Here is a 17,127-nt window from a genome sequence, read left to right on the forward strand (position 1 = left end):
TGGGCATTCACGCACCTGCGTTGTAGGTTCGCGGGATGCCCGCCCCGACCCACCTCGACGCCCGCCTCCTGCGCGCCTTCCTCGCCGTCGCCGAGGAACTGCACTTCACCCGTGCCGCGGCCCGGCTCTACGTCGCCCAGCAGGCGCTCAGCCGGGACGTACGGCGGCTGGAGCGGGAGCTGGGCGCCGAACTCTTCGTACGGACCACCCGGCAGGTGACGCTGACGGCGGACGGGGAGCGGCTGGTGCCGCACGCCCGGCGGGTGCTGGACGCGCAGGACGCGCTGATCGCCGCCTTCGGACCGGTCCGGCCGCTGCTGGTCGACATCAACTCACCGGGCCTGGGCACCGGCAGCCGGGTGCTGCACCGGGCCCGCGAACTCGCCCCCGACATCGAGCTGATGGCCCGCTACGAGAGCGGTCTGACCGGCGCGGCCGCCGAGGTGCTCGCGGGCCGCCTCGACGCCTCCTTCGGCCGGTACGCGGGGCTGGCCCCGGCGCTGCGGGCGGGCCTGGACCACCAGATCGTCCGCTTCGAGCCCATGGCGGTCGTGCTGCCCGAGGACCACCGCCTGGCGGCCTCGGCGGAGGTGCCGCTGGCCGAGCTGGCGGGGGAGGAGGTGTACGCGGGTGCCGGAAATCCGCGTACGCCGGAGTGGACCGATCTCGCGCGCCGGCTGTTCGACGGACGGGGGATCGAGGTCGCCTCGCCCGCGCCGCTCGCGGTCGGTCACGAAGAGTTCCGGCGTGTCATGGCCAGAACACGCAACCCGGTCCTCGCGGTAGTGGACTTTCCAGCCATGCCGAACACCGTGCTGCGCCCGCTCGTCGATCCGGTGCCTCTGTCACCCGTGTCACTGGTGTGGCGCAAGGGACTGGTGCACCCCGGAATCCACGCACTGCGCCGCGCGGCGGCCGAACTTTCGGCAGCTGAGAAGTGGCTTCACCGGCCTGCCGGGGCATGGATTCCGGCCATCGACATGAAGATCATCAATGTCCACAACTGACACACTGCAAACACGTCGGCCGTCAGTGCGCTACATTCGTGGCCTGAGCACGCTGTGGTAAAGGGGGCGCTCGGGCCGGGTGGGGGCTCGGTTCGGTCGACGAGTGCTCGGCGTCGTATGCGCACCCAGAACTGTCCCGTGGGGGGATCTGCGTGCGCGAGAATTGGCGAGAAGACGCCCAACCGGAATGGCCCTCAGTGGCCACCGGGACCAGGGGGTTCCCCGCGCCGGGGAACGGCACCCAGGCTTTTCCGGAGACAAGAGGGTCGGATGTCCTCGCGTCGGCGGACCAGACCGAGGTGCTGCCCGGGGTGAGCCCCGAGGGGACGGCCTTCGCCGACCCGTGGAGCAACACCCATGACCCGCACGAGGTGACCGTCCAGCTGGACGCGGTCGCCCTGCGGGCCGACAACCGTCTGGTCGGCCAGGCCGGCGGCGACACCGCGGAAGGCTCCGACGGTCCGGTCTTCGTCGACGAGTCGGGCCGCAGAAGCCGCAGATACCGCCGTATCGGCATCTTCATCGGACTCGCCTGCGCGATCTACGCCGTGGTCATCGTCACGACCCTGCTGTCCGGCAACTCCAACGCCCCCTGGCTGCCCGTACCGGGCCAGGGCGAGGGCCAGGAGGCCGGCCAGGTCGACAACTCCCCGCTGCCCGGGGAGACGGTCCCGCCCACCGACGGCGGCACTCTCTCGCCCGGCGTCTCACCGCCTCCGAGCGGCACCACGACGGCGTCGCCGGACGCGGGCGCCACCGCGCCCGGCGCCACCGCGACCGCCCAGGACCCGGGCGCGGTGACGGCCCCGGAGCCGACGGCGACGAAGACCACCTCGGGCACCGGCAGCAACCCCACCCCGAACCCCGACCCGACCGAGCCGGCGACGAGCAGTCCGCCCCAGCCGACGCCCACCGAGGAGCCCACGCCCGACCCGACGGAGACACCGGTCGGCGACAACGGCGGCACCGGCACCGACACGGTGGCCGGCGGTGCGAACGACCCCGCGCCCCTCAGCACCACGACACCGTCCCCGGAGAGCACCGTCTGATGGCAACCCGCACCCGCCGTCCCCGGGCCGCGTCCCCGGCCCGCGACGGCTCTCGGCGCCGCCTGCCCATGCGCCTGCTGCTGCCCTGCCTGATCCTCGTCGCCATGATGGCGATGCTGATGCTGCGCGGGTACGTCCACAGCGAGATCCTCGCCGACCACCGTGTCCAGGCCCCCGCCGCCTCCGACCGGGTCCCGGAGGAGATCCTCGAGGGCGGGCCGGTCATCGACACCCGCAGCGGCCGCACCCAGAGCCTCAGCCTCCGGGACCACCGCCTCGTCCTCACCTTCGACGACGGTCCGGACCCGGAGTGGACCCCGAAGGTCCTGGACGTGCTGAAGGAGCACGACGCCCACGCGGTCTTCTTCGTCACCGGCACCATGGCCTCGCGCTATCCGGACCTGGTGCGGCGCATGGTCGAAGAGGGCCACGAGGTCGGCCTGCACACCTTCAACCACCCCGACCTGTCCTACCAGTCGAAGAAGCGGGTCGACTGGGAGCTGTCCCAGAACCAGCTCGCGATCACCGGCGCCGCCGGCATCCGCACCTCGCTCTTCCGCCCGCCGTACTCCTCCTTCGCCGACGCCATGGACAACAAGTCCTGGCCGGTCACCGAGTACATCGGCACCCGCGGCTACATCACCATCGTCAACAACACCGACAGCGAGGACTGGCGCAAGCCCGGCGTCGAGGAGATCATCCGCAAGGCCACGCCCAAGGGCGGCAAGGGCGCGATCGTCCTGATGCACGACTCCGGCGGCGACCGCCACCAGACCGTGCAGGCGCTCGACCGGCTGCTGCCCCAGCTGAAGGCCGACGGCTACGAGTTCGACAGCCTCACCGAGGCCCTCGGCGCCCCCAGCGCGCACACCCAGGTCACCGGAGCCGAGCTGTGGAAGGGCAAGGCCTGGGTCTTCCTGGTCGGCGCCTCCGACAACATCACCGCCGTACTGGTGGTCGCCCTCGCGATCATCGGTTTCCTGGTCATCAGCCGCTTCTTCCTGATGCTCCTCCTGTCCGGCGTCCACGCCCGCCGGGTGCGGCGCCGCGACTTCCGCTGGGGCAACCCGGTCTTCGAACCGGTGTCGGTGCTGGTACCGGCGTACAACGAGGCCAAGTGCATCGAGAACACCGTCCGTTCCCTGATGGCGAGCGAACACCCCATCGAGGTCATCGTCATCGACGACGGCTCCAGTGACGGCACCGCGCGGATCGTGGAGGCGATGGGCCTGCCGAACGTGCGGGTGGTCCGCCAGCTGAACGCGGGCAAGCCCGCCGCGCTCAACCGCGGTCTGGCCAACGCCCGTTACGACATCATCGTGATGATGGACGGCGACACCGTCTTCGAGCCGTCCACCGTCCGCGAACTGGTCCAGCCCTTCGGCGACCCGCGCGTCGGAGCCGTGGCCGGCAACGCCAAGGTCGGCAACAGGGACTCGCTCATCGGCGCCTGGCAGCACATCGAGTACGTGATGGGCTTCAACCTGGACCGCCGTATGTACGACATCCTGCGCTGCATGCCGACCATCCCGGGCGCCGTCGGAGCCTTCCGGAGGTCGGCTCTGGAGCGGGTCGGCGGCATGAGCGACGACACGCTCGCCGAGGACACCGACATCACCATGGCGATGCACCGCGACGGCTGGCGGGTCGTCTACGCCGAGAAGGCGCGGGCCTGGACCGAGGCGCCGGAGACCGTCCAGCAGCTGTGGTCGCAGCGCTACCGCTGGTCGTACGGCACCATGCAGGCGATCTGGAAGCACCGCAGGGCACTGGTGGAACGGGGACCCTCGGGCCGCTTCGGCCGGGTCGGCCTGCCGCTGGTCTCGCTCTTCATGGTCCTGGCACCGCTGCTGGCCCCGCTGATCGACGTGTTCCTGATCTACGGCCTGGTCTTCGGTCCCACCCAGAAGACCGTCATGGCCTGGCTGGGCGTCCTGGCGATCCAGCTGGTCTGCGCCGCCTACGCCTTCCGCCTCGACCGCGAACGCATGACCCACCTCATCTCGCTGCCGCTCCAGCAGATCCTGTACCGCCAGCTCATGTACGTCGTCCTCCTCCAGTCCTGGATCACCGCCCTGACCGGCGGCCGGCTGCGCTGGCAGAAGCTGCGGCGCACCGGTGTCGTCGAGGCACCCGGCGGCGCGGTACCGCGCCAGCGGGCGGGCAGCGGAAGCGATCGGAGGCCGGTGGGATGACCCAGGGAGCCAGTGGGATGACCCACGGACACACACAGCCGTACGACGCACCCGCCGCGCCCGCGCCCACGGTGCCCGCACCCGCCGCGGCCGCCCCGAAGAAACCGGGCCGCGACCGCTACCTGGACCTGCTGCGCTCGATCGCCCTGGTCCGCGTGGTCGCCTACCACCTGTTCGGCTGGGCCTGGCTGACGGTCCTGTTCCCCTCCATGGGCGTGATGTTCGCGCTCGCGGGCTCGCTGATGGCGCGCTCGCTGAAGCGTCCGGCGTGGGGAGTGATCCGGGGCCGGATCAGGAGGCTGCTGCCGCCGCTGTGGGCGTTCAGCGCGGTGGTGCTGGTGCTGCTGTTCGCGGGCGGCTGGGACCTGTCGAAGGACCCGGACCACAGCGGGACCTGGGGCCTGATCGAGATGGTCAACTACGTCATCCCGCTCGGCGCCCCGCCCTTCCCGTGGAGCATCGGCTCCCAGTCCGGGCTGCTGGAGAACACCTGGGCCGTGCAGGCGGCGGGACCGCTCTGGTATCTGCGGGCCTACCTCTGGTTCGTCGTCGCCTCCCCGCTCCTGCTGTGGGCGTTCCGCCGGGCGCCGTGGCCGACCCTGCTCGCCCCGCTGGGGCTGACGGCCGTGGTGGGTACGGGACTTGTCTCCATCCCGGGCGAGACCGGCAACGCGGTCACCGACTTCGCGGTCTACGGCGGCTGCTGGGTCATGGGCTTCGCCCATCACGAGGGTCTGCTGGCCAAGGTCCCGCGCTATCTCGCGGTCTCCTGGTCGGTGCTGCTGATGGCGTTCGGTCTGTGGTGGGCGTCGGGCCATCTGGGCCCCGACGGCTGGGACCTCAACGACATCCCGCTGGCCCAGGCGACCTGGTCCTTCGGTTTCGTGGTGATCCTGCTCCAGTACTCCCCGTCCTGGCAGGAGCTGCCGGGCCGGCTGGCGAAGTGGGACAAGCTGGTCACGCTCTCCAACAACCGCGCGGTCACGATCTACCTCTGGCACAACATGCTGATCATGGCCACGGTCCCGATCCTCGACCAGCTGTACAGCCTTCCCTTCATGGAGAGCGAGCGGGCGACGGCCGCCCTCGACTCGACCTACATGATCTGGATGTTCTTCCTGGTCTGGCCGCTGATCGCGCTGGCGATCCTCGGTGTGGGCTGGATCGAGGACCTCGCGGCCCAGCGGAAGCCGCGGCTCTGGCCGAACGGGGCGAAGAAGAAGCGGGTACGGGCGGGGCACCGCGCCTGACCGGGCGCGCCCTTCCTCGGTCCGTGTGGCTCAGCGGCGCCTGAGCCACACGGCCGCTGCGACCAGCAGAGCGATCGGGGCGCAGGCGAAGACCGCGACGGCGGTGGCGGTGGCGGTGTCCATGGTGCTGAACATATGAGCCTCCTTCAGGGCTTGCGGTAGCTGAGCAGGTCGCCCGGCTGGCACTGCAGGACTTCGCAGATGCGGGTGAGGGTGGTGAAGCGGATCGCCTTGGCGCGGCCGTTCTTGAGAACCGAGAGGTTGACGTTGGTGACGCCGACGCGCTGGGCGAGCTCGGTGACGGTCATGCCGCGATCGCTGAGGATCCTGTCGAGGTGGACCTCGATGTGATGGTCCTCGTGGTCGTCGTCCGGGCCGGCCATCAGACGACTCCTTCGAGGTCCTCGCGCATGGCCGTGCCCGCGCGGGTGATACGGGCGAAGGTCAGCAGGCCGAGGCCGGTCAGCACGGCGAGGTAGGGGAAGTCCCACATCTGCAGCCAGGAGCCGACCGAGTAGTCCGCGTCCTTGGACAGTTCCGCGAGCACGGCCGCCTGGGTGTTCGCCTGGACGAGTGCGACGACCAGGCTTCCGGCGAGCAGCCACCAGCCGAGCAGGCGGAGCCGGGATGCCGTCAGGGTCGTGTGGACGCCGTCGCGTCCCGCTCCCTGGAGCAGCCGGTGCAACAGGAACAGGCTGCTGATCAGCAGCAGGGACGAAGCCGTCGTGCCCAGCTCGTCCAGGAGCCGCAGGGCGGTGCCGGGGTCGTCGGCGCAGTAGTAGGGGACCGAGGCGATCTGCGCCCCGGGCTCGGGAGCGAAGCTGCCGGGGGCGACCGAGCTGATGGTGGACTCGTCGGTGATGCAGACGCTGCCGCTGCCCCAGCTGCCCCGGACCACCGAGAGGATGAGCCCCGCCGTCGCGAGGCCGACCAGGAGGCGCAGCGCTATGGACACCACCGTGGCCATGGGCTCGAGCATCTTGCGGTCATCGGTCACTTCGGTCATGGTTCCCCCGTCACGCTTATCGTTTATCGATGTTATCGAGAAACGATAAGCGTGAGGGGTGCGGGAAGCAAGCCCTGTCCGTTGTGGGCTATTTGCCGAGTGTGCTGACGTCCAGCACCTTCGCGGGCGGTCGTACGTCCATGGGTTTGTCGAAGCCGCTGTACGTGGTCGTGGTGTGGAAGTCGGTGCCCTTGTAGACGACCTTCAGGATGTACGGCTTGCCCTCGGTGGCCACGTAGAAGGTGTACTTGCCGGTCTTCACCGACTTGTCGGTCACGATCAACGCGAGCGCGGGAGTGCCGTCGACCTCGGTCGGCTCGCCCTTGTTCGTCGTTCCGAAGGAGGTGAAGTCCCGGGGGCAGGCGGAGAGCCCGTCACCCCGCTCGGCCTCACTCGCGGGAGTCTTGAGCCAGGTGTCCTGGGCCCCGCTCAGGGGCTTGTTCGACCACCACTCGATGTACGCGCGGTTCGGGCGGACGTAGTCCGTCTCGCCGATCCGGATCTGTTCGAGGGCGGCGCCGTTCCAGTTCCAGGTGGTCCTCGAGGTGCACCGGTTCTTGAGGTCGGTCGTCAGACGGCCGGTGAAACCCTCGCCCTTGGCGTTGGTGGTTTTCCCTTCGACGGTCACGGACGTCAGTTCGCTCATCGTCTTGTTCGCGCCGTCGAGGATCTCCTGCGCGGAGCGCTCCGTCGCGCCACCGCCGTCCTCTCCCGCGCACCCGGCCACCACCAGGCACGCCAGCACAGCCGTCAGCACGGTCGCACGCGTTCGCACAGTCCCCCCACAGATCACATGTGACCCAGAGGTTACCGGGCCGGACCGGCGTGCCAAGGTCCTGTAAACCCAAGGGGACAGCGGTTTCCCCGCGGAGTACGGGCGTGCGAGACTGCGTCGGTTGCGGAAGTGAACGGGGTGGCCCGGTGGGGAGCGGACGGCTATGAGCAAGCGGCAAGTGCAGAAGATGCTCCGGTTGATGGCGAGCGGGGAGCCCGTGGAGCTCACCAGCGCCATGGCCTCCGTGAAGAAACTCGGTCGGCTCGCCTTCATCGCCCAGCAGTTCGGGTACGAGTACGCCGACGTACGCCAGAGCTCCGGACGCAACGGCGCGCTCATCATGCTGCTCGTCCCGGACCCCAGCCCGCAGGCCCGCACCCGGGCCGCCCAGAACTGGGCCCAGTACCCGAACGCGAGCGACGGGGTCTCCGTGCCGCCGCTCGTGCCGGACGCCTTCGAGCTGCTCAAGGCCCGCATCAACTTCGACCTCACCGGCAAGAACGCCGAGAAGCGCATGGGGTACGGCGCCCTCGGCGTCACCATCGGATGCGTGATCCTCGCGTTCCGGCTCGGCGGGAGCCCCGGCGACCTCGTCGCGGCGGCCGTCACCTGGGTCGTCTTCATGGCGATCTTCGGGATCGGCCTCCTCGTCACCCGCAAGCGCAACGCCAAGTTCGCGGCCCGGCTGCACGCCGCCGGGTTCACGCCCGTCAGTGACGAGAGCGGGCGGCTGCGGTATCTGCCGCCGGGGGCGCAGTTCCCCGGGCAGCAGGCCAACCCCTTCGCCGGCCAGTACGCCGCCGGTCCGTACGGCAACGCCCCGGCCGCACCGCCCGCACCGGGCTACGGTCAGCAGGCGTATCCCCAGCAGCAGCCGCAGGCGTACCCGCAGCAGCAGCCGCAGCCCTACGGCGCCCAGCCCGCGGCCGCTCCCTACCCGCCCCAGCAGCCGTACCCCCAGCAGCCCCCGGCCCCCGGCCCGTACGCCGCCCAGCCGCCGTACCCCCAGCAGCAGCCGTACCCGCCGCAGCAGCCCTACCCCCAGCAGAACCCGAACTGGCAGTCCCCTCAGCGCTGACCCCGGGCACGGCTTTCCACGATCGGCGACCGGCCCGGTGGGAGCTGTTCGTAACGTAAGGCGACAGAACCTCTCATCCCGTGTTCGCGCGGGGTGAGAGCAAAGTTCCTTACCGGTCACCGGGTGCCACAGTCAGGAAACGCGCCCTCCCTACCTTCGGGACATCACCGCTCAGCACGAACGCACCAGCGAGCCCCGGAGCCCCGTGGAGGCGCAATGACAGCCCCTAGCACCGTCCCCGCACCGCCGACCAGGGGCGGCCGCTGGATCCAGCAGTGGGATCCTGAGGACGAGACCTTCTGGAACGAGGGCGGGGAGAAGGTCGCCCGCCGCAACCTGATCTTCTCCGTCCTCTCCGAGCACATCGGCTTCTCGATCTGGACCATGTGGTCCGTGCTCGTCCTCTTCATGGGTCCGGAGTACGGCCTGACCCCGGCGGACAAGTTCCTGCTGACCTCGATGGTCACGCTGGTCGGCGCCGTCGTCCGGGTGCCGTACACCTTCGCCGTGGCCATCTTCGGCGGCCGGAACTGGACGATCGTCTCGGCCGGCCTGCTCATCGTCCCGACCGTCGCCGCGTTCACGGTGATGGAGCCAGGGACCTCGTTCAACACCTTCCTCCTGGTCGGCCTGCTGGCCGGTATCGGTGGCGGCAACTTCGCCTCCTCCATGACCAACATCAACGCCTTCTTCCCGCTGCGGAAGAAGGGCTGGGCCCTCGGGCTCAACGCCGGCGGCGGCAACATCGGGGTGCCGGTCATCCAGCTGATCGCGCTCGCCGTCATCGGCGCCAGCGGCGGCCCGCGCGTCCTGCTCGGTATCTACATCCCGCTGATCGTGATCGCCGCCGTCCTCGCCGCCCTCTTCATGGACAACCTGGCCTCCGTGAAGAACGACACCGGCGCCGCCAAGGACGCCGCGCGGGACGCCCACACCTGGATCATGTCCTTCCTCTACATCGGCACCTTCGGCTCCTTCATCGGCTACGCCTTCGCCTTCGGCCAGGTGCTCCAGGTCCAGTTCGGCCGTACGCCGCTGGAGGCCGCGTACGTCACCTTCATCGGCCCGCTGCTCGGCTCCCTCATCCGCCCGCTGGGCGGCTGGCTCGCCGACAAGTACGGCGGCGCCCGGATCAGCCTCTACAACTACGTCGCCATGGGCGCGGCGACCGCGGTCCTGATCTTCGCCAGCATGGAGAAGTCGCTGCCGCTGTTCGTCACCGCGTTCGTGATCCTCTTCGTCCTGACCGGCCTGGGCAACGGGTCCACGTTCAAGATGATCCCCGGCATCTTCCAGGCCAAGGCCCTCGCCCAGGGGCTGCAGGGAGAAGCGGCCGCGGCCTACGGCCGTCGCCTCTCCGGTGCCTCCATGGGACTGATCGGCGCGGTGGGCGCGCTCGGCGGCGTCGGCATCAACCTGGCCTTCCGCCAGTCCTTCCTCTCCAACGGCTCCGGCACCGGCGCCTTCGTTGTCTTCCTCGCCTTCTACGCCGCCTGCTTCGTGGTCACCTGGGCCGTATACCTTCGGCGCTCGGCCTCCCGGATTCAGGCCTCCTCGGCCGCCTCCGAGGCGAAGTCGCAGCTCAGCTACGCCGAGGTGTGACGTAACACTGGCGACATCAAGCCGAACCGAGCCTGTCACGCGCCGTTGACAGGCTCGCTCGGCATGCAGGTGCCATCACACCCGGTGTAGGTGCAAACGACTCGAGTGCGGGACGAGAGTTATATGTACGACGAACAGCAGCGACCAGAACAGCACGGCCCTCTGGCCGGTTTCACGGTTGGCGTGACAGCCGCGCGCCGGGCCGACGAGCTGGGCGCACTGCTGCAGCGACGGGGAGCCGCCGTCCTGCACGCACCTGCGCTGCGGATCGTGCAGCTCGCCGACGACAGCGAGCTCCTCGCCGCGACCAAGCAGGTCATCGACGAGGTACCGGATGTCGTGATCGCCACGACCGCCATCGGCTTCCGGGGCTGGGTCGAGGCCGCCGACGGGTGGGGTCTGGGCGAGGACCTGCTGGAGCGGCTGCGGGGGATCGAGCTGCTCGCACGCGGACCGAAGGTCAAAGGCGCGGTCCGGGCCGCCGGGCTGACGGAGAACTGGTCGCCGGAGTCCGAGTCGATGGCCGAGGTGCTCGACCGGCTCCTTGAGGAGGGTGTCGAGGGCCGCCGTATCGCCATCCAGCTGCACGGTGAGCCGCTGCCCGGGTTCGTGGAGGCGCTGCGGGCCGGGGGAGCGGAGGTGCTCGGGATCCCTGTCTACCGGTGGATGCCGCCGGAGGACATCGGGCCGGTGGACCGGCTTCTCGACGCGACGGTCTCCCGTGGCCTGGACGCGCTGACCTTCACGAGCGCGCCCGCCGCGGCGTCCTTGCTGAACCGGGCGGAGGAGCGCGGACTGCTGCCGGAGCTGCTGGCCGCTCTGAACCATGACGTCCTTCCGGCCTGCGTGGGCCCCGTCACCTCGCTGCCGCTCCAGGCTCGTGGCGTCGACACGGTCTCACCCGACCGCTTCCGCCTCGGTCCCCTCGTCCAGCTCCTCTGCCAGGAGCTCCCGGCCCGGGCCCGTTCCCTCCCGATCGCCGGTCACCGCGTCGAGATCCGCGGCCACGCGGTCCTCGTCGACGGTGTCCTGCGCCCTGTGCCGCCGGCCGGTATGTCGTTGCTGCGCGCCCTGTCCCGCCGGCCCGGCTGGGTGGTGGCGAGGGCGGAGCTGCTGCGTGCCCTCCCGGGTGCGGGGCGCGACGAGCACGCGGTGGAGACGGCGATGGCTCGATTGCGTACGGCCCTGGGGGCGCCGAAGCTGATCCAGACGGTCGTGAAGCGCGGCTACCGCCTCGCCCTGGACCCGGCGGCGGACGCGAAGTACTCGGACGCGTGAGGCAGGGGCTCTTCTTCGCCCCCGCCGCCCTTACCCGTTCCCATCCCCAGGGGGCTGCCGCCCCTTCGACCCCGCTCCCAGGGGGGCGCTGCCCCCTGGACCCCCGCTCCTCAAACGCCGGAGGGGCTGAATTTCACGCCGGTCCAGGCAATCCTCTTCAGGGCCGAAGCGGGGGCGAGATCAGCGAGGTGTCAGGCGGGCGTAGCGGACCAGGCCCCGGGCCAGGCAGCCCATCGCCACCGTCGACAGCACCGCCCGCACCACGTTCCACGCCACCCACGCGTCCTCGAACTCCTCCCGCGCCGCAGCGGAGTCCGTCGCGCGGTCGAGCGCGTCGTTCAGCGGGATGTTGAAGACGACCGTCACCAGGAAACCGAGGGCGTAGGCGACCAGCCCCGCCCACACCCACCGGCGGTACCCCGCACCCCGCGCCTGCCAAGCCGCCACCCCCGTGAGCACCAGCGCCCCGAGGAAGCTGAGCATGAACACCGGGTTCTGGATCACGTCGTTGATGTTCCGCATCACCTCGACGTAGACCTCGTCGTCGCTGCGCGCCAGCCCCGGCATCACCGCGCAGGCGAAGACGTAGAAGGCCCCGGCGATCAGGCCCATCGCGACCGTGGCCGCCCCCAGTACGGTTCCCGCGCTCTTCTTCGTCGTCATGCCCTCCAGTCAACGGCCGGCACATCCACCGGAACATGGTCCAAAGGCGCATCCCCATACGCACACGTCCACGCCTCACCGGTACGAGGGGTTCCGACGGCGAGAGCGGGAAGGCACTGTTGAGAGGGAACCTTTTCTCCCGGCCCCTTCTCACCGGCCCCTCACACGCAGGGCACCTCTAGGCGGTGACAGGCACATGGCACTGGGTACGGCCACGGCCCCGTACGAGCTGCGGTTCGACGCGGGGCGGATCTGCCTCGATCTCCTCGCGACCACCCACCCCGTAGAACGGCTCGACTCGACCGAGGCACTGTTCGCCTGGATCACCGGAGCCGGGCTCGTACCACCGGACACCCCGCTGGCCCACGCCGATGCGTCCTGGCTAGTGGGGTTTCGCGAACTTCGCGGGCAGACAAGCCAATTGGTACGCGCGAGACTCGTCCCCGAGCCCCGGCCGTCGTACGACCTCGCGCTCGCCCGCGTCAACGACCTGGCCCGCACCGCACCCCCGGCACCGCGTGCCGTGCAGGGTGAGGACGGCTCGCTCGTCAGGGAGTTGGCGAACCCTCCCGAACTCGCCGCGCTGCTCGGCGCGATCGCCCGGGACGCCGTGGAACTGCTCACCGACCCCGTCGCGCGGGCGTGTCTGCGGCAGTGCGCCGGCGACAACTGCCCGATCGTCTATCTCGATACATCCCGGGGGCGCAGGAGGCGCTGGTGCTCCAGTGAGGTCTGTGGAAACCGGGAAAGAGTGGCCCGGCACCGGCGTCGGGCCGCGCTCGCACGCGCCTGAGGGGGCGTTATGTCCCTTCTGTGGAACGGATGTCGAAGTGATTTCGATTACATGCCGTTTACTCGCGGCGGCGCACGGGCAGTCCCGGCGCTCGAGTCAATGTGGTGGAAATGTAAAGATCGAGGGGTGGGTATGTGCACCCATGTCCCCCTAGTCTCGGCATCCTGAAGAAAACTGTCGTGTCACTTTGAACACGCAACAGCCCGCGTCCGTACCCCGTGTTGAGCGACCGGTCGGGGGAACCCCCGGACATCGGAGGTGGGCGTGCGCAAGGATTCCGTCGTGGCCAATGAACGTGGATCGAGGGCCCGACATCGCATGTCCCAGCCCTCGGAACCTGATGAGGAGCTCATGCGTGCTCTGTACAGAGAGCACGCAGGACCCCTGCTCGCCTATGTACTGCGGCTGGTCGCCGGAGACCGCCAAAGAGCAGAGGACGTCGTGCAGGAGACGCTGATCCGTGCCTGGAAGAACGCCGGTCAGCTCAATCGAGCGACCGGATCTGTACGCCCCTGGCTGGTGACGGTCGCCCGGCGCATCGTCATCGACGGCCACCGAAGCCGGCAGGCCCGGCCGCAGGAGGTCGATCCGTCGCCGCTGGAGGTCATCCCCGCGGAGGACGAGATCGACAAGGCGCTGTGGTTGATGACGCTGTCGGACGCGCTCGACGACCTGACTCCCGCACACCGGGAGGTGCTCGTCGAGACGTACTTCAAGGGGCGTACCGTCAATGAGGCGGCCGAGACGCTCGGGATACCCAGCGGCACCGTTCGCTCAAGGGTCTTCTATGCCCTGCGGTCGATGAAGCTGGCACTGGAGGAGCGGGGGGTGACGGCGTGATGAGTGTTTACGGGGGAAACCAGGGATTCGGTAGTGGTGGTTCGGGTATGTCTGGCTCCATGCAGGGTTCTCCGGTGCCGAACGAGCACGAGACCGTCGGCGCCTACGCCCTCGGGATTCTCGACGACGCCGAGGCAACCGCTTTCGAGATGCACCTCGCGACCTGCGAGTGGTGCGCCCAGCAGCTCGACGAGCTCGCCGGGATGGAACCGATGCTGGCCGCGCTCGCGGACCTGCCCGGCTCCGGCACTCCCGCGATCGGCGAGTCCCTGTCCGCCAAGCCCAGTCCGCGGCTGGTGAACAAGCTCGTCGACGAGGTCGCCGAACGCCGCGCCCAGAAGCGCCGGCGCGCCTTCTACATGGTGGCCGCGGCGGCCGCCCTGATCATCGGCGGTCCGCTGGTGGCCGTAGGGGCGACCGGCGACGACTCCGGCGGAAACGTCTCCGCGCACACGACGAGCAGCAGCCCCGCCAAGGAAGCCTTCGACGCCATCGACGACAAGCTGACGGCGACCGACCCCAGCACGGACGTCAGTGCGACCGTCGCCGTGGAGGAGAAGGCCTGGGGCACCCATGCCGTCCTCCAGCTGAAGAACGTCAAGGGCCCGGAGAAGTGCTCCCTCATCGCCGTGGGCAAGAACGGCGAGCGTGAGACGGTCACCTCCTGGTCCGTCCCGACCTGGGGTTATGGCATCGCCAACGCCAAGACCGAGCAGGCCAAGCAGCCGCTCTACGTCCACGGCGGCGCCGCTTTCGACCTGAACGACATCGATCACTTCGAGGTCATGACCTTCGGCGGCAAGCGACTCGTCGAAGTCGACGCGTAGCTGACGTAGCTGCATCGGGTCCCCTTCGCGTACGGTTGACGGCTGCCCAGCACGTCAGAAGGGGGCCCGGTGGCCGCTCAGGCTCAACAAACCGCGGTCGACTCGGTTCACGACTCGGTTCGGGATCGAGAGATCAGTGTCGAACAGGAACACCTTGACCGGGTGTACCGGCGTCTCGAGGAGAAGATTCACGAGGCGGAGTTCCTGATGAACGACGCGGCCAAGCGTGGCCAGGTCGGCACCCCCGGCGCGCTCGCCGAGCGGGACGCGCAGGTTTTCCGGGCGGGGGTGCACCTCAACCGCCTCAACAACGAGTTCGAGGACTTCCTCTTCGGCCGGATCGACCTGCTCCTCGGCAAGGACGGCAAGAAGGGTCCCGACGGCGCCTACACCGCCGTGGAACCCGCCGACGGCGCCGTGCGGGACGACAGCACCGCCGACATCGCCGAGACCCTGCACATCGGCCGGATCGGAGTCCTGGACTCCGAGTATGCGCCGCTCGTCATCGACTGGAGGGCCCCGGCCGCGGCTCCCTTCTACCGCTCCACCCCGGTCGACCCCGGCCGGGTGGTGCGCCGACGGGTCATCCGCTCCAAGGGCCGCCGCGTCCTCGGTGTCGAGGACGACCTCATGCGCCCCGAGCTCAAGGCCTTCCTCGACGGGCAGGAGCTCGCCGTCATCGGCGACGGCGCCCTGATGGCCGCCCTCGGCCAGGCCCGCAGCCACACCATGCGGGACATCGTCGCCTCCATCCAGGCCGAGCAGGACCTGGTCATCCGCGCGCCCGCCGCCTCGGTGACCTACGTCGAGGGAGGCCCGGGGACGGGCAAGACGGCCGTGGCCCTGCACCGCGCCGCCTACCTGCTCTACCAGGACCGGCGCCGCTACTCCGGCGGCATCCTCATCGTCTCGCCGACCCCGCTCCTGGTGGCGTACACCGAGGGCGTGCTGCCCTCACTGGGCGAGGAGGGCCAGGTCGCCATCCGGGCGATCGGCTCGCTCGTCGACGGCGTGGAGGCCACGCTCTACGACTCTCCGTCCACGGCCCGCGCCAAGGGCTCGTACCGGATGCTCAAGGTGCTGCGGAAGGCGGCACGAGGGGCGCTGGAGGCAGGCTCGGGCAGCGGCGCGTCCGCGGGCGGCTCCGGGAGGCGGCGCCGTCGCGGCGAGGCGTCCGGCCGGCTCGCCTTCGGCGCCGGCGACGCGGACCAGCTCGCCTTCGGTGACGACGACACCCCCGACCAGGCCCCCACGGGCCCGGCCTCCCGGCTGCGCGTGGTGGCCTTCGGGCGCCGCCTGGAGCTGGAGGCACCGGAGCTGGAACGTATCCGCCACACCGCGCTCAGCGGCACGGCCCCCGTGAACCTGCTGCGCCCCCGGGCCCGCAGGCTCCTCCTGGACGCCCTGTGGGCCCGCTCAGGCTCCGCCGGCCGGCACACCGACCCGGAGCTCGCCGCCGAGCTGCGCTCCTCCTTCGACGAGGACGTCAGCAGCGAGGACAGCTTCATCGACTTCCTGAACGCCTGGTGGCCGGAGCTCACCCCGCAGGCCGTCCTCACCGCCATGGCCGACGAGCGCCGCCTGGGCCGCTGGGCCCGCCGGATCCTCAACCCCGGCGAGGTCCGCAAGGTCGCCCGTTCGCTGCGGCGGGACGGGTACTCCGTGCACGACATCGCCATGCTCGACGAGCTCCAGGCGATCCTCGGCACCCCGGCCCGCCCCAGGAAGCGGCGCGACCTGGACCCGCTCGACCAGCTGACCGGCCTGGAGGAGCTGATGCCGGTCCGCGAGGAGACCCAGCGCGAACGCGCCGAGCGGCTCGCCGAGGAGCGCACCGAGTACGCCCACGTCATCGTCGACGAGGCCCAGGACCTCACGCCGATGCAGTGGCGCATGGTCGGCCGTCGCGGCCGGCACGCCACCTGGACGGTCGTCGGCGACCCGGCCCAGTCCTCCTGGTCCGACCCCGACGAGGCGGCCGAGGCCAGGGACGAGGCCCTGGGCACGCGTCCGCGCCGGCGCTTCCAGCTCACCGTGAACTACCGCAACCCCTCGGAGATCGCCGAGCTCGCCTCCAGGGTGCTGGCCCTCGCGATGCCCGGCTCCGAGTCCCCGAGGGCCGTACGGTCCACCGGCGTCGAACCCCGCTTCGCCGTCGTGCGGGAATCCCTCGCGAGCGCCGTCCGCGAGGAGGCCGCCCGCCTCCTCGACCGGGTCGACGGCACGATCGGCGTGGTCGTCGCCATGCAGCGCCGCGAGGAGGCCGCCCGCTGGCTCGCCGGGCTCGGCGACCGGGTGGTGGCCCTGGGCAGCTTGGAGGCCAAGGGCCTGGAGTACGACGCGACGGTCGTCGTCTCCCCGGCCGAGATCGCCGACGAGTCCCCGGCCGGCCTGCGGGTGCTGTACGTGGCGCTCACCCGCGCGACCCAGCAGCTGACGGTCGTGTCGGGGGAGCGCGACCAGCCCGACGCGGCCGGGGTGCCCGACCTTCTCAGAGATTGATCGATATGAACTCTCGAGACGGGAATGGCCTTACGGGATCCGTTTGTTAGCCTGGGTGTGACACCGGCCCGATCCAAGCCCCCGGGCCCAACCTTCGTCCCTCAGAGGGACCACTTGCCGCGAGGCGAGCATGGCGGGTCGGTGTCACTGACTGCGAGAGAGGCCCACGTCACGGACGTGGGCCTCTCTCGTTGTGAACAAAACGTTCGCAATCCAACGTGGCTAACGCCTACTCGACAGTAGGTGCGACGATCGGACGGCA

15 protein-coding genes are annotated in these 17,127 nt (G+C 70.1%); 11 read left to right on the forward strand and 4 right to left on the reverse strand.

The window, feature by feature from the left end; translation table 11 throughout:
• The first annotated feature begins 35 nt into the window (after positions 1–35).
• The 4 genes from ACIOHP_RS22725 (at position 36) to ACIOHP_RS22740 (ending at position 5,501) form a co-directional block, all read left to right on the forward strand.
• Positions 36–1,007 carry a LysR family transcriptional regulator gene (locus ACIOHP_RS22725; RefSeq protein ID WP_401890176.1) on the forward strand — a complete coding sequence of 324 codons (972 nt, stop codon included), beginning with the start codon at positions 36–38 and terminating at the stop codon, positions 1,005–1,007.
• Between the two features lie 311 nt (positions 1,008–1,318).
• Positions 1,319–2,056: a hypothetical protein gene (locus tag ACIOHP_RS22730; RefSeq protein ID WP_401890178.1), complete on the forward strand. Its 738-nt coding sequence runs from the start codon at positions 1,319–1,321 to the stop codon at positions 2,054–2,056.
• Positions 2,056–4,251 (forward strand): glycosyltransferase, encoded by a 2,196-nt coding sequence (locus tag ACIOHP_RS22735; protein WP_401890181.1) that lies wholly within the window; start codon positions 2,056–2,058, stop codon positions 4,249–4,251. Before ACIOHP_RS22730 ends, ACIOHP_RS22735 begins: the two co-directional genes overlap by 1 nt.
• Before the next feature lie 17 nt (positions 4,252–4,268).
• A complete protein-coding gene (locus ACIOHP_RS22740) occupies positions 4,269–5,501 on the forward strand; it encodes an acyltransferase (protein WP_401890184.1) in 1,233 nt (410 codons plus the stop codon).
• A 146-nt stretch (positions 5,502–5,647) separates the two neighbouring features.
• On the opposite strand, the gene ACIOHP_RS22745 is transcribed toward ACIOHP_RS22740, so the two are convergent.
• From ACIOHP_RS22745 to ACIOHP_RS22755, 3 genes are all read right to left on the reverse strand, one after another.
• Positions 5,648–5,884, reverse strand: a complete 237-nt coding sequence (locus tag ACIOHP_RS22745) for a helix-turn-helix transcriptional regulator (protein WP_327717408.1) — start codon at positions 5,882–5,884, stop codon at positions 5,648–5,650.
• The gene (locus ACIOHP_RS22750; RefSeq protein WP_401890187.1) at positions 5,884–6,507 is read right to left on the reverse strand and encodes a hypothetical protein; all 624 of its coding nucleotides are present in this window, start codon (positions 6,505–6,507) and stop codon (positions 5,884–5,886) included. The genes ACIOHP_RS22745 and ACIOHP_RS22750 overlap by 1 nt, the downstream gene beginning before the upstream one ends.
• A gap of 88 nt (positions 6,508–6,595) precedes the next feature.
• Positions 6,596–7,282, reverse strand: a complete 687-nt coding sequence (locus ACIOHP_RS22755; RefSeq protein ID WP_401890190.1) for a hypothetical protein — start codon at positions 7,280–7,282, stop codon at positions 6,596–6,598.
• A gap of 163 nt (positions 7,283–7,445) precedes the next feature.
• Here ACIOHP_RS22755 and ACIOHP_RS22760 point away from each other — a divergent pair, with 163 nt between their 5' ends.
• The 3 genes from ACIOHP_RS22760 to ACIOHP_RS22770 all read left to right on the forward strand — a co-directional run bounded on the left by ACIOHP_RS22760 (position 7,446) and on the right by ACIOHP_RS22770 (position 11,240).
• A complete protein-coding gene (locus ACIOHP_RS22760; RefSeq protein WP_401890193.1) occupies positions 7,446–8,360 on the forward strand; it encodes a hypothetical protein in 915 nt (304 codons plus the stop codon).
• 216 nt (positions 8,361–8,576) lie between these two features.
• Entirely contained in the window at positions 8,577–9,962 is a 1,386-nt protein-coding gene (locus ACIOHP_RS22765) for a nitrate/nitrite transporter (protein ID WP_361539678.1), read from the forward strand.
• Positions 9,963–10,085: 123 nt separating this feature from the next.
• Entirely contained in the window at positions 10,086–11,240 is a 1,155-nt protein-coding gene (locus tag ACIOHP_RS22770; RefSeq protein WP_327717403.1) for a uroporphyrinogen-III synthase, read from the forward strand.
• Between the two features lie 180 nt (positions 11,241–11,420).
• Here the strand turns inward: ACIOHP_RS22770 and ACIOHP_RS22775 are convergent, their stop codons facing one another.
• Positions 11,421–11,903 (reverse strand): DUF1772 domain-containing protein, encoded by a 483-nt coding sequence (locus tag ACIOHP_RS22775; RefSeq protein WP_401890197.1) that lies wholly within the window; start codon positions 11,901–11,903, stop codon positions 11,421–11,423.
• A 196-nt stretch (positions 11,904–12,099) separates the two neighbouring features.
• On the opposite strand from ACIOHP_RS22775, the gene ACIOHP_RS22780 reads away from it, so the two are divergent.
• From ACIOHP_RS22780 to ACIOHP_RS22795, 4 genes are all read left to right on the forward strand, one after another.
• A complete protein-coding gene (locus ACIOHP_RS22780) occupies positions 12,100–12,696 on the forward strand; it encodes a CGNR zinc finger domain-containing protein (RefSeq protein ID WP_401890200.1) in 597 nt (198 codons plus the stop codon).
• A 318-nt stretch (positions 12,697–13,014) separates the two neighbouring features.
• Positions 13,015–13,536: a sigma-70 family RNA polymerase sigma factor gene (locus ACIOHP_RS22785; protein ID WP_010039908.1), complete on the forward strand. Its 522-nt coding sequence runs from the start codon at positions 13,015–13,017 to the stop codon at positions 13,534–13,536.
• Positions 13,536–14,363: a zf-HC2 domain-containing protein gene (locus ACIOHP_RS22790; RefSeq protein WP_401890202.1), complete on the forward strand. Its 828-nt coding sequence runs from the start codon at positions 13,536–13,538 to the stop codon at positions 14,361–14,363. Before ACIOHP_RS22785 ends, ACIOHP_RS22790 begins: the two co-directional genes overlap by 1 nt.
• A 69-nt stretch (positions 14,364–14,432) precedes the next feature.
• The gene (locus ACIOHP_RS22795; RefSeq protein WP_401890204.1) at positions 14,433–16,865 is read left to right on the forward strand and encodes a HelD family protein; all 2,433 of its coding nucleotides are present in this window, start codon (positions 14,433–14,435) and stop codon (positions 16,863–16,865) included.
• Positions 16,866–17,127: the final 262 nt, after the last annotated feature.

Origin of the sequence: Streptomyces sp. NPDC087859 (assembly GCF_044742595.1) — a bacterium.
Taxonomy (GTDB): Bacteria; Actinomycetota; Actinomycetes; order Streptomycetales; family Streptomycetaceae; genus Streptomyces; species Streptomyces canus_F.

Coding starts and splice junctions, on each gene's coding strand:
- ACIOHP_RS22735 (WP_401890181.1), top strand. CDS start 2,056: ATGGCAACCCGCACCCGCCGTCCCCGGGCCGCGTCCCCGGCCCGCGAC.
- ACIOHP_RS22725 (WP_401890176.1), top strand. CDS start 36: ATGCCCGCCCCGACCCACCTCGACGCCCGCCTCCTGCGCGCCTTCCTC.
- ACIOHP_RS22760 (WP_401890193.1), top strand. CDS start 7,446: ATGAGCAAGCGGCAAGTGCAGAAGATGCTCCGGTTGATGGCGAGCGGG.
- ACIOHP_RS22750 (WP_401890187.1), bottom strand. CDS start 6,507: ATGACCGAAGTGACCGATGACCGCAAGATGCTCGAGCCCATGGCCACG.
- ACIOHP_RS22740 (WP_401890184.1), top strand. CDS start 4,269: ATGACCCACGGACACACACAGCCGTACGACGCACCCGCCGCGCCCGCG.
- ACIOHP_RS22790 (WP_401890202.1), top strand. CDS start 13,536: ATGAGTGTTTACGGGGGAAACCAGGGATTCGGTAGTGGTGGTTCGGGT.
- ACIOHP_RS22770 (WP_327717403.1), top strand. CDS start 10,086: ATGTACGACGAACAGCAGCGACCAGAACAGCACGGCCCTCTGGCCGGT.
- ACIOHP_RS22765 (WP_361539678.1), top strand. CDS start 8,577: ATGACAGCCCCTAGCACCGTCCCCGCACCGCCGACCAGGGGCGGCCGC.
- ACIOHP_RS22745 (WP_327717408.1), bottom strand. CDS start 5,884: ATGGCCGGCCCGGACGACGACCACGAGGACCATCACATCGAGGTCCAC.
- ACIOHP_RS22785 (WP_010039908.1), top strand. CDS start 13,015: ATGTCCCAGCCCTCGGAACCTGATGAGGAGCTCATGCGTGCTCTGTAC.
- ACIOHP_RS22775 (WP_401890197.1), bottom strand. CDS start 11,903: ATGACGACGAAGAAGAGCGCGGGAACCGTACTGGGGGCGGCCACGGTC.
- ACIOHP_RS22780 (WP_401890200.1), top strand. CDS start 12,100: ATGGCACTGGGTACGGCCACGGCCCCGTACGAGCTGCGGTTCGACGCG.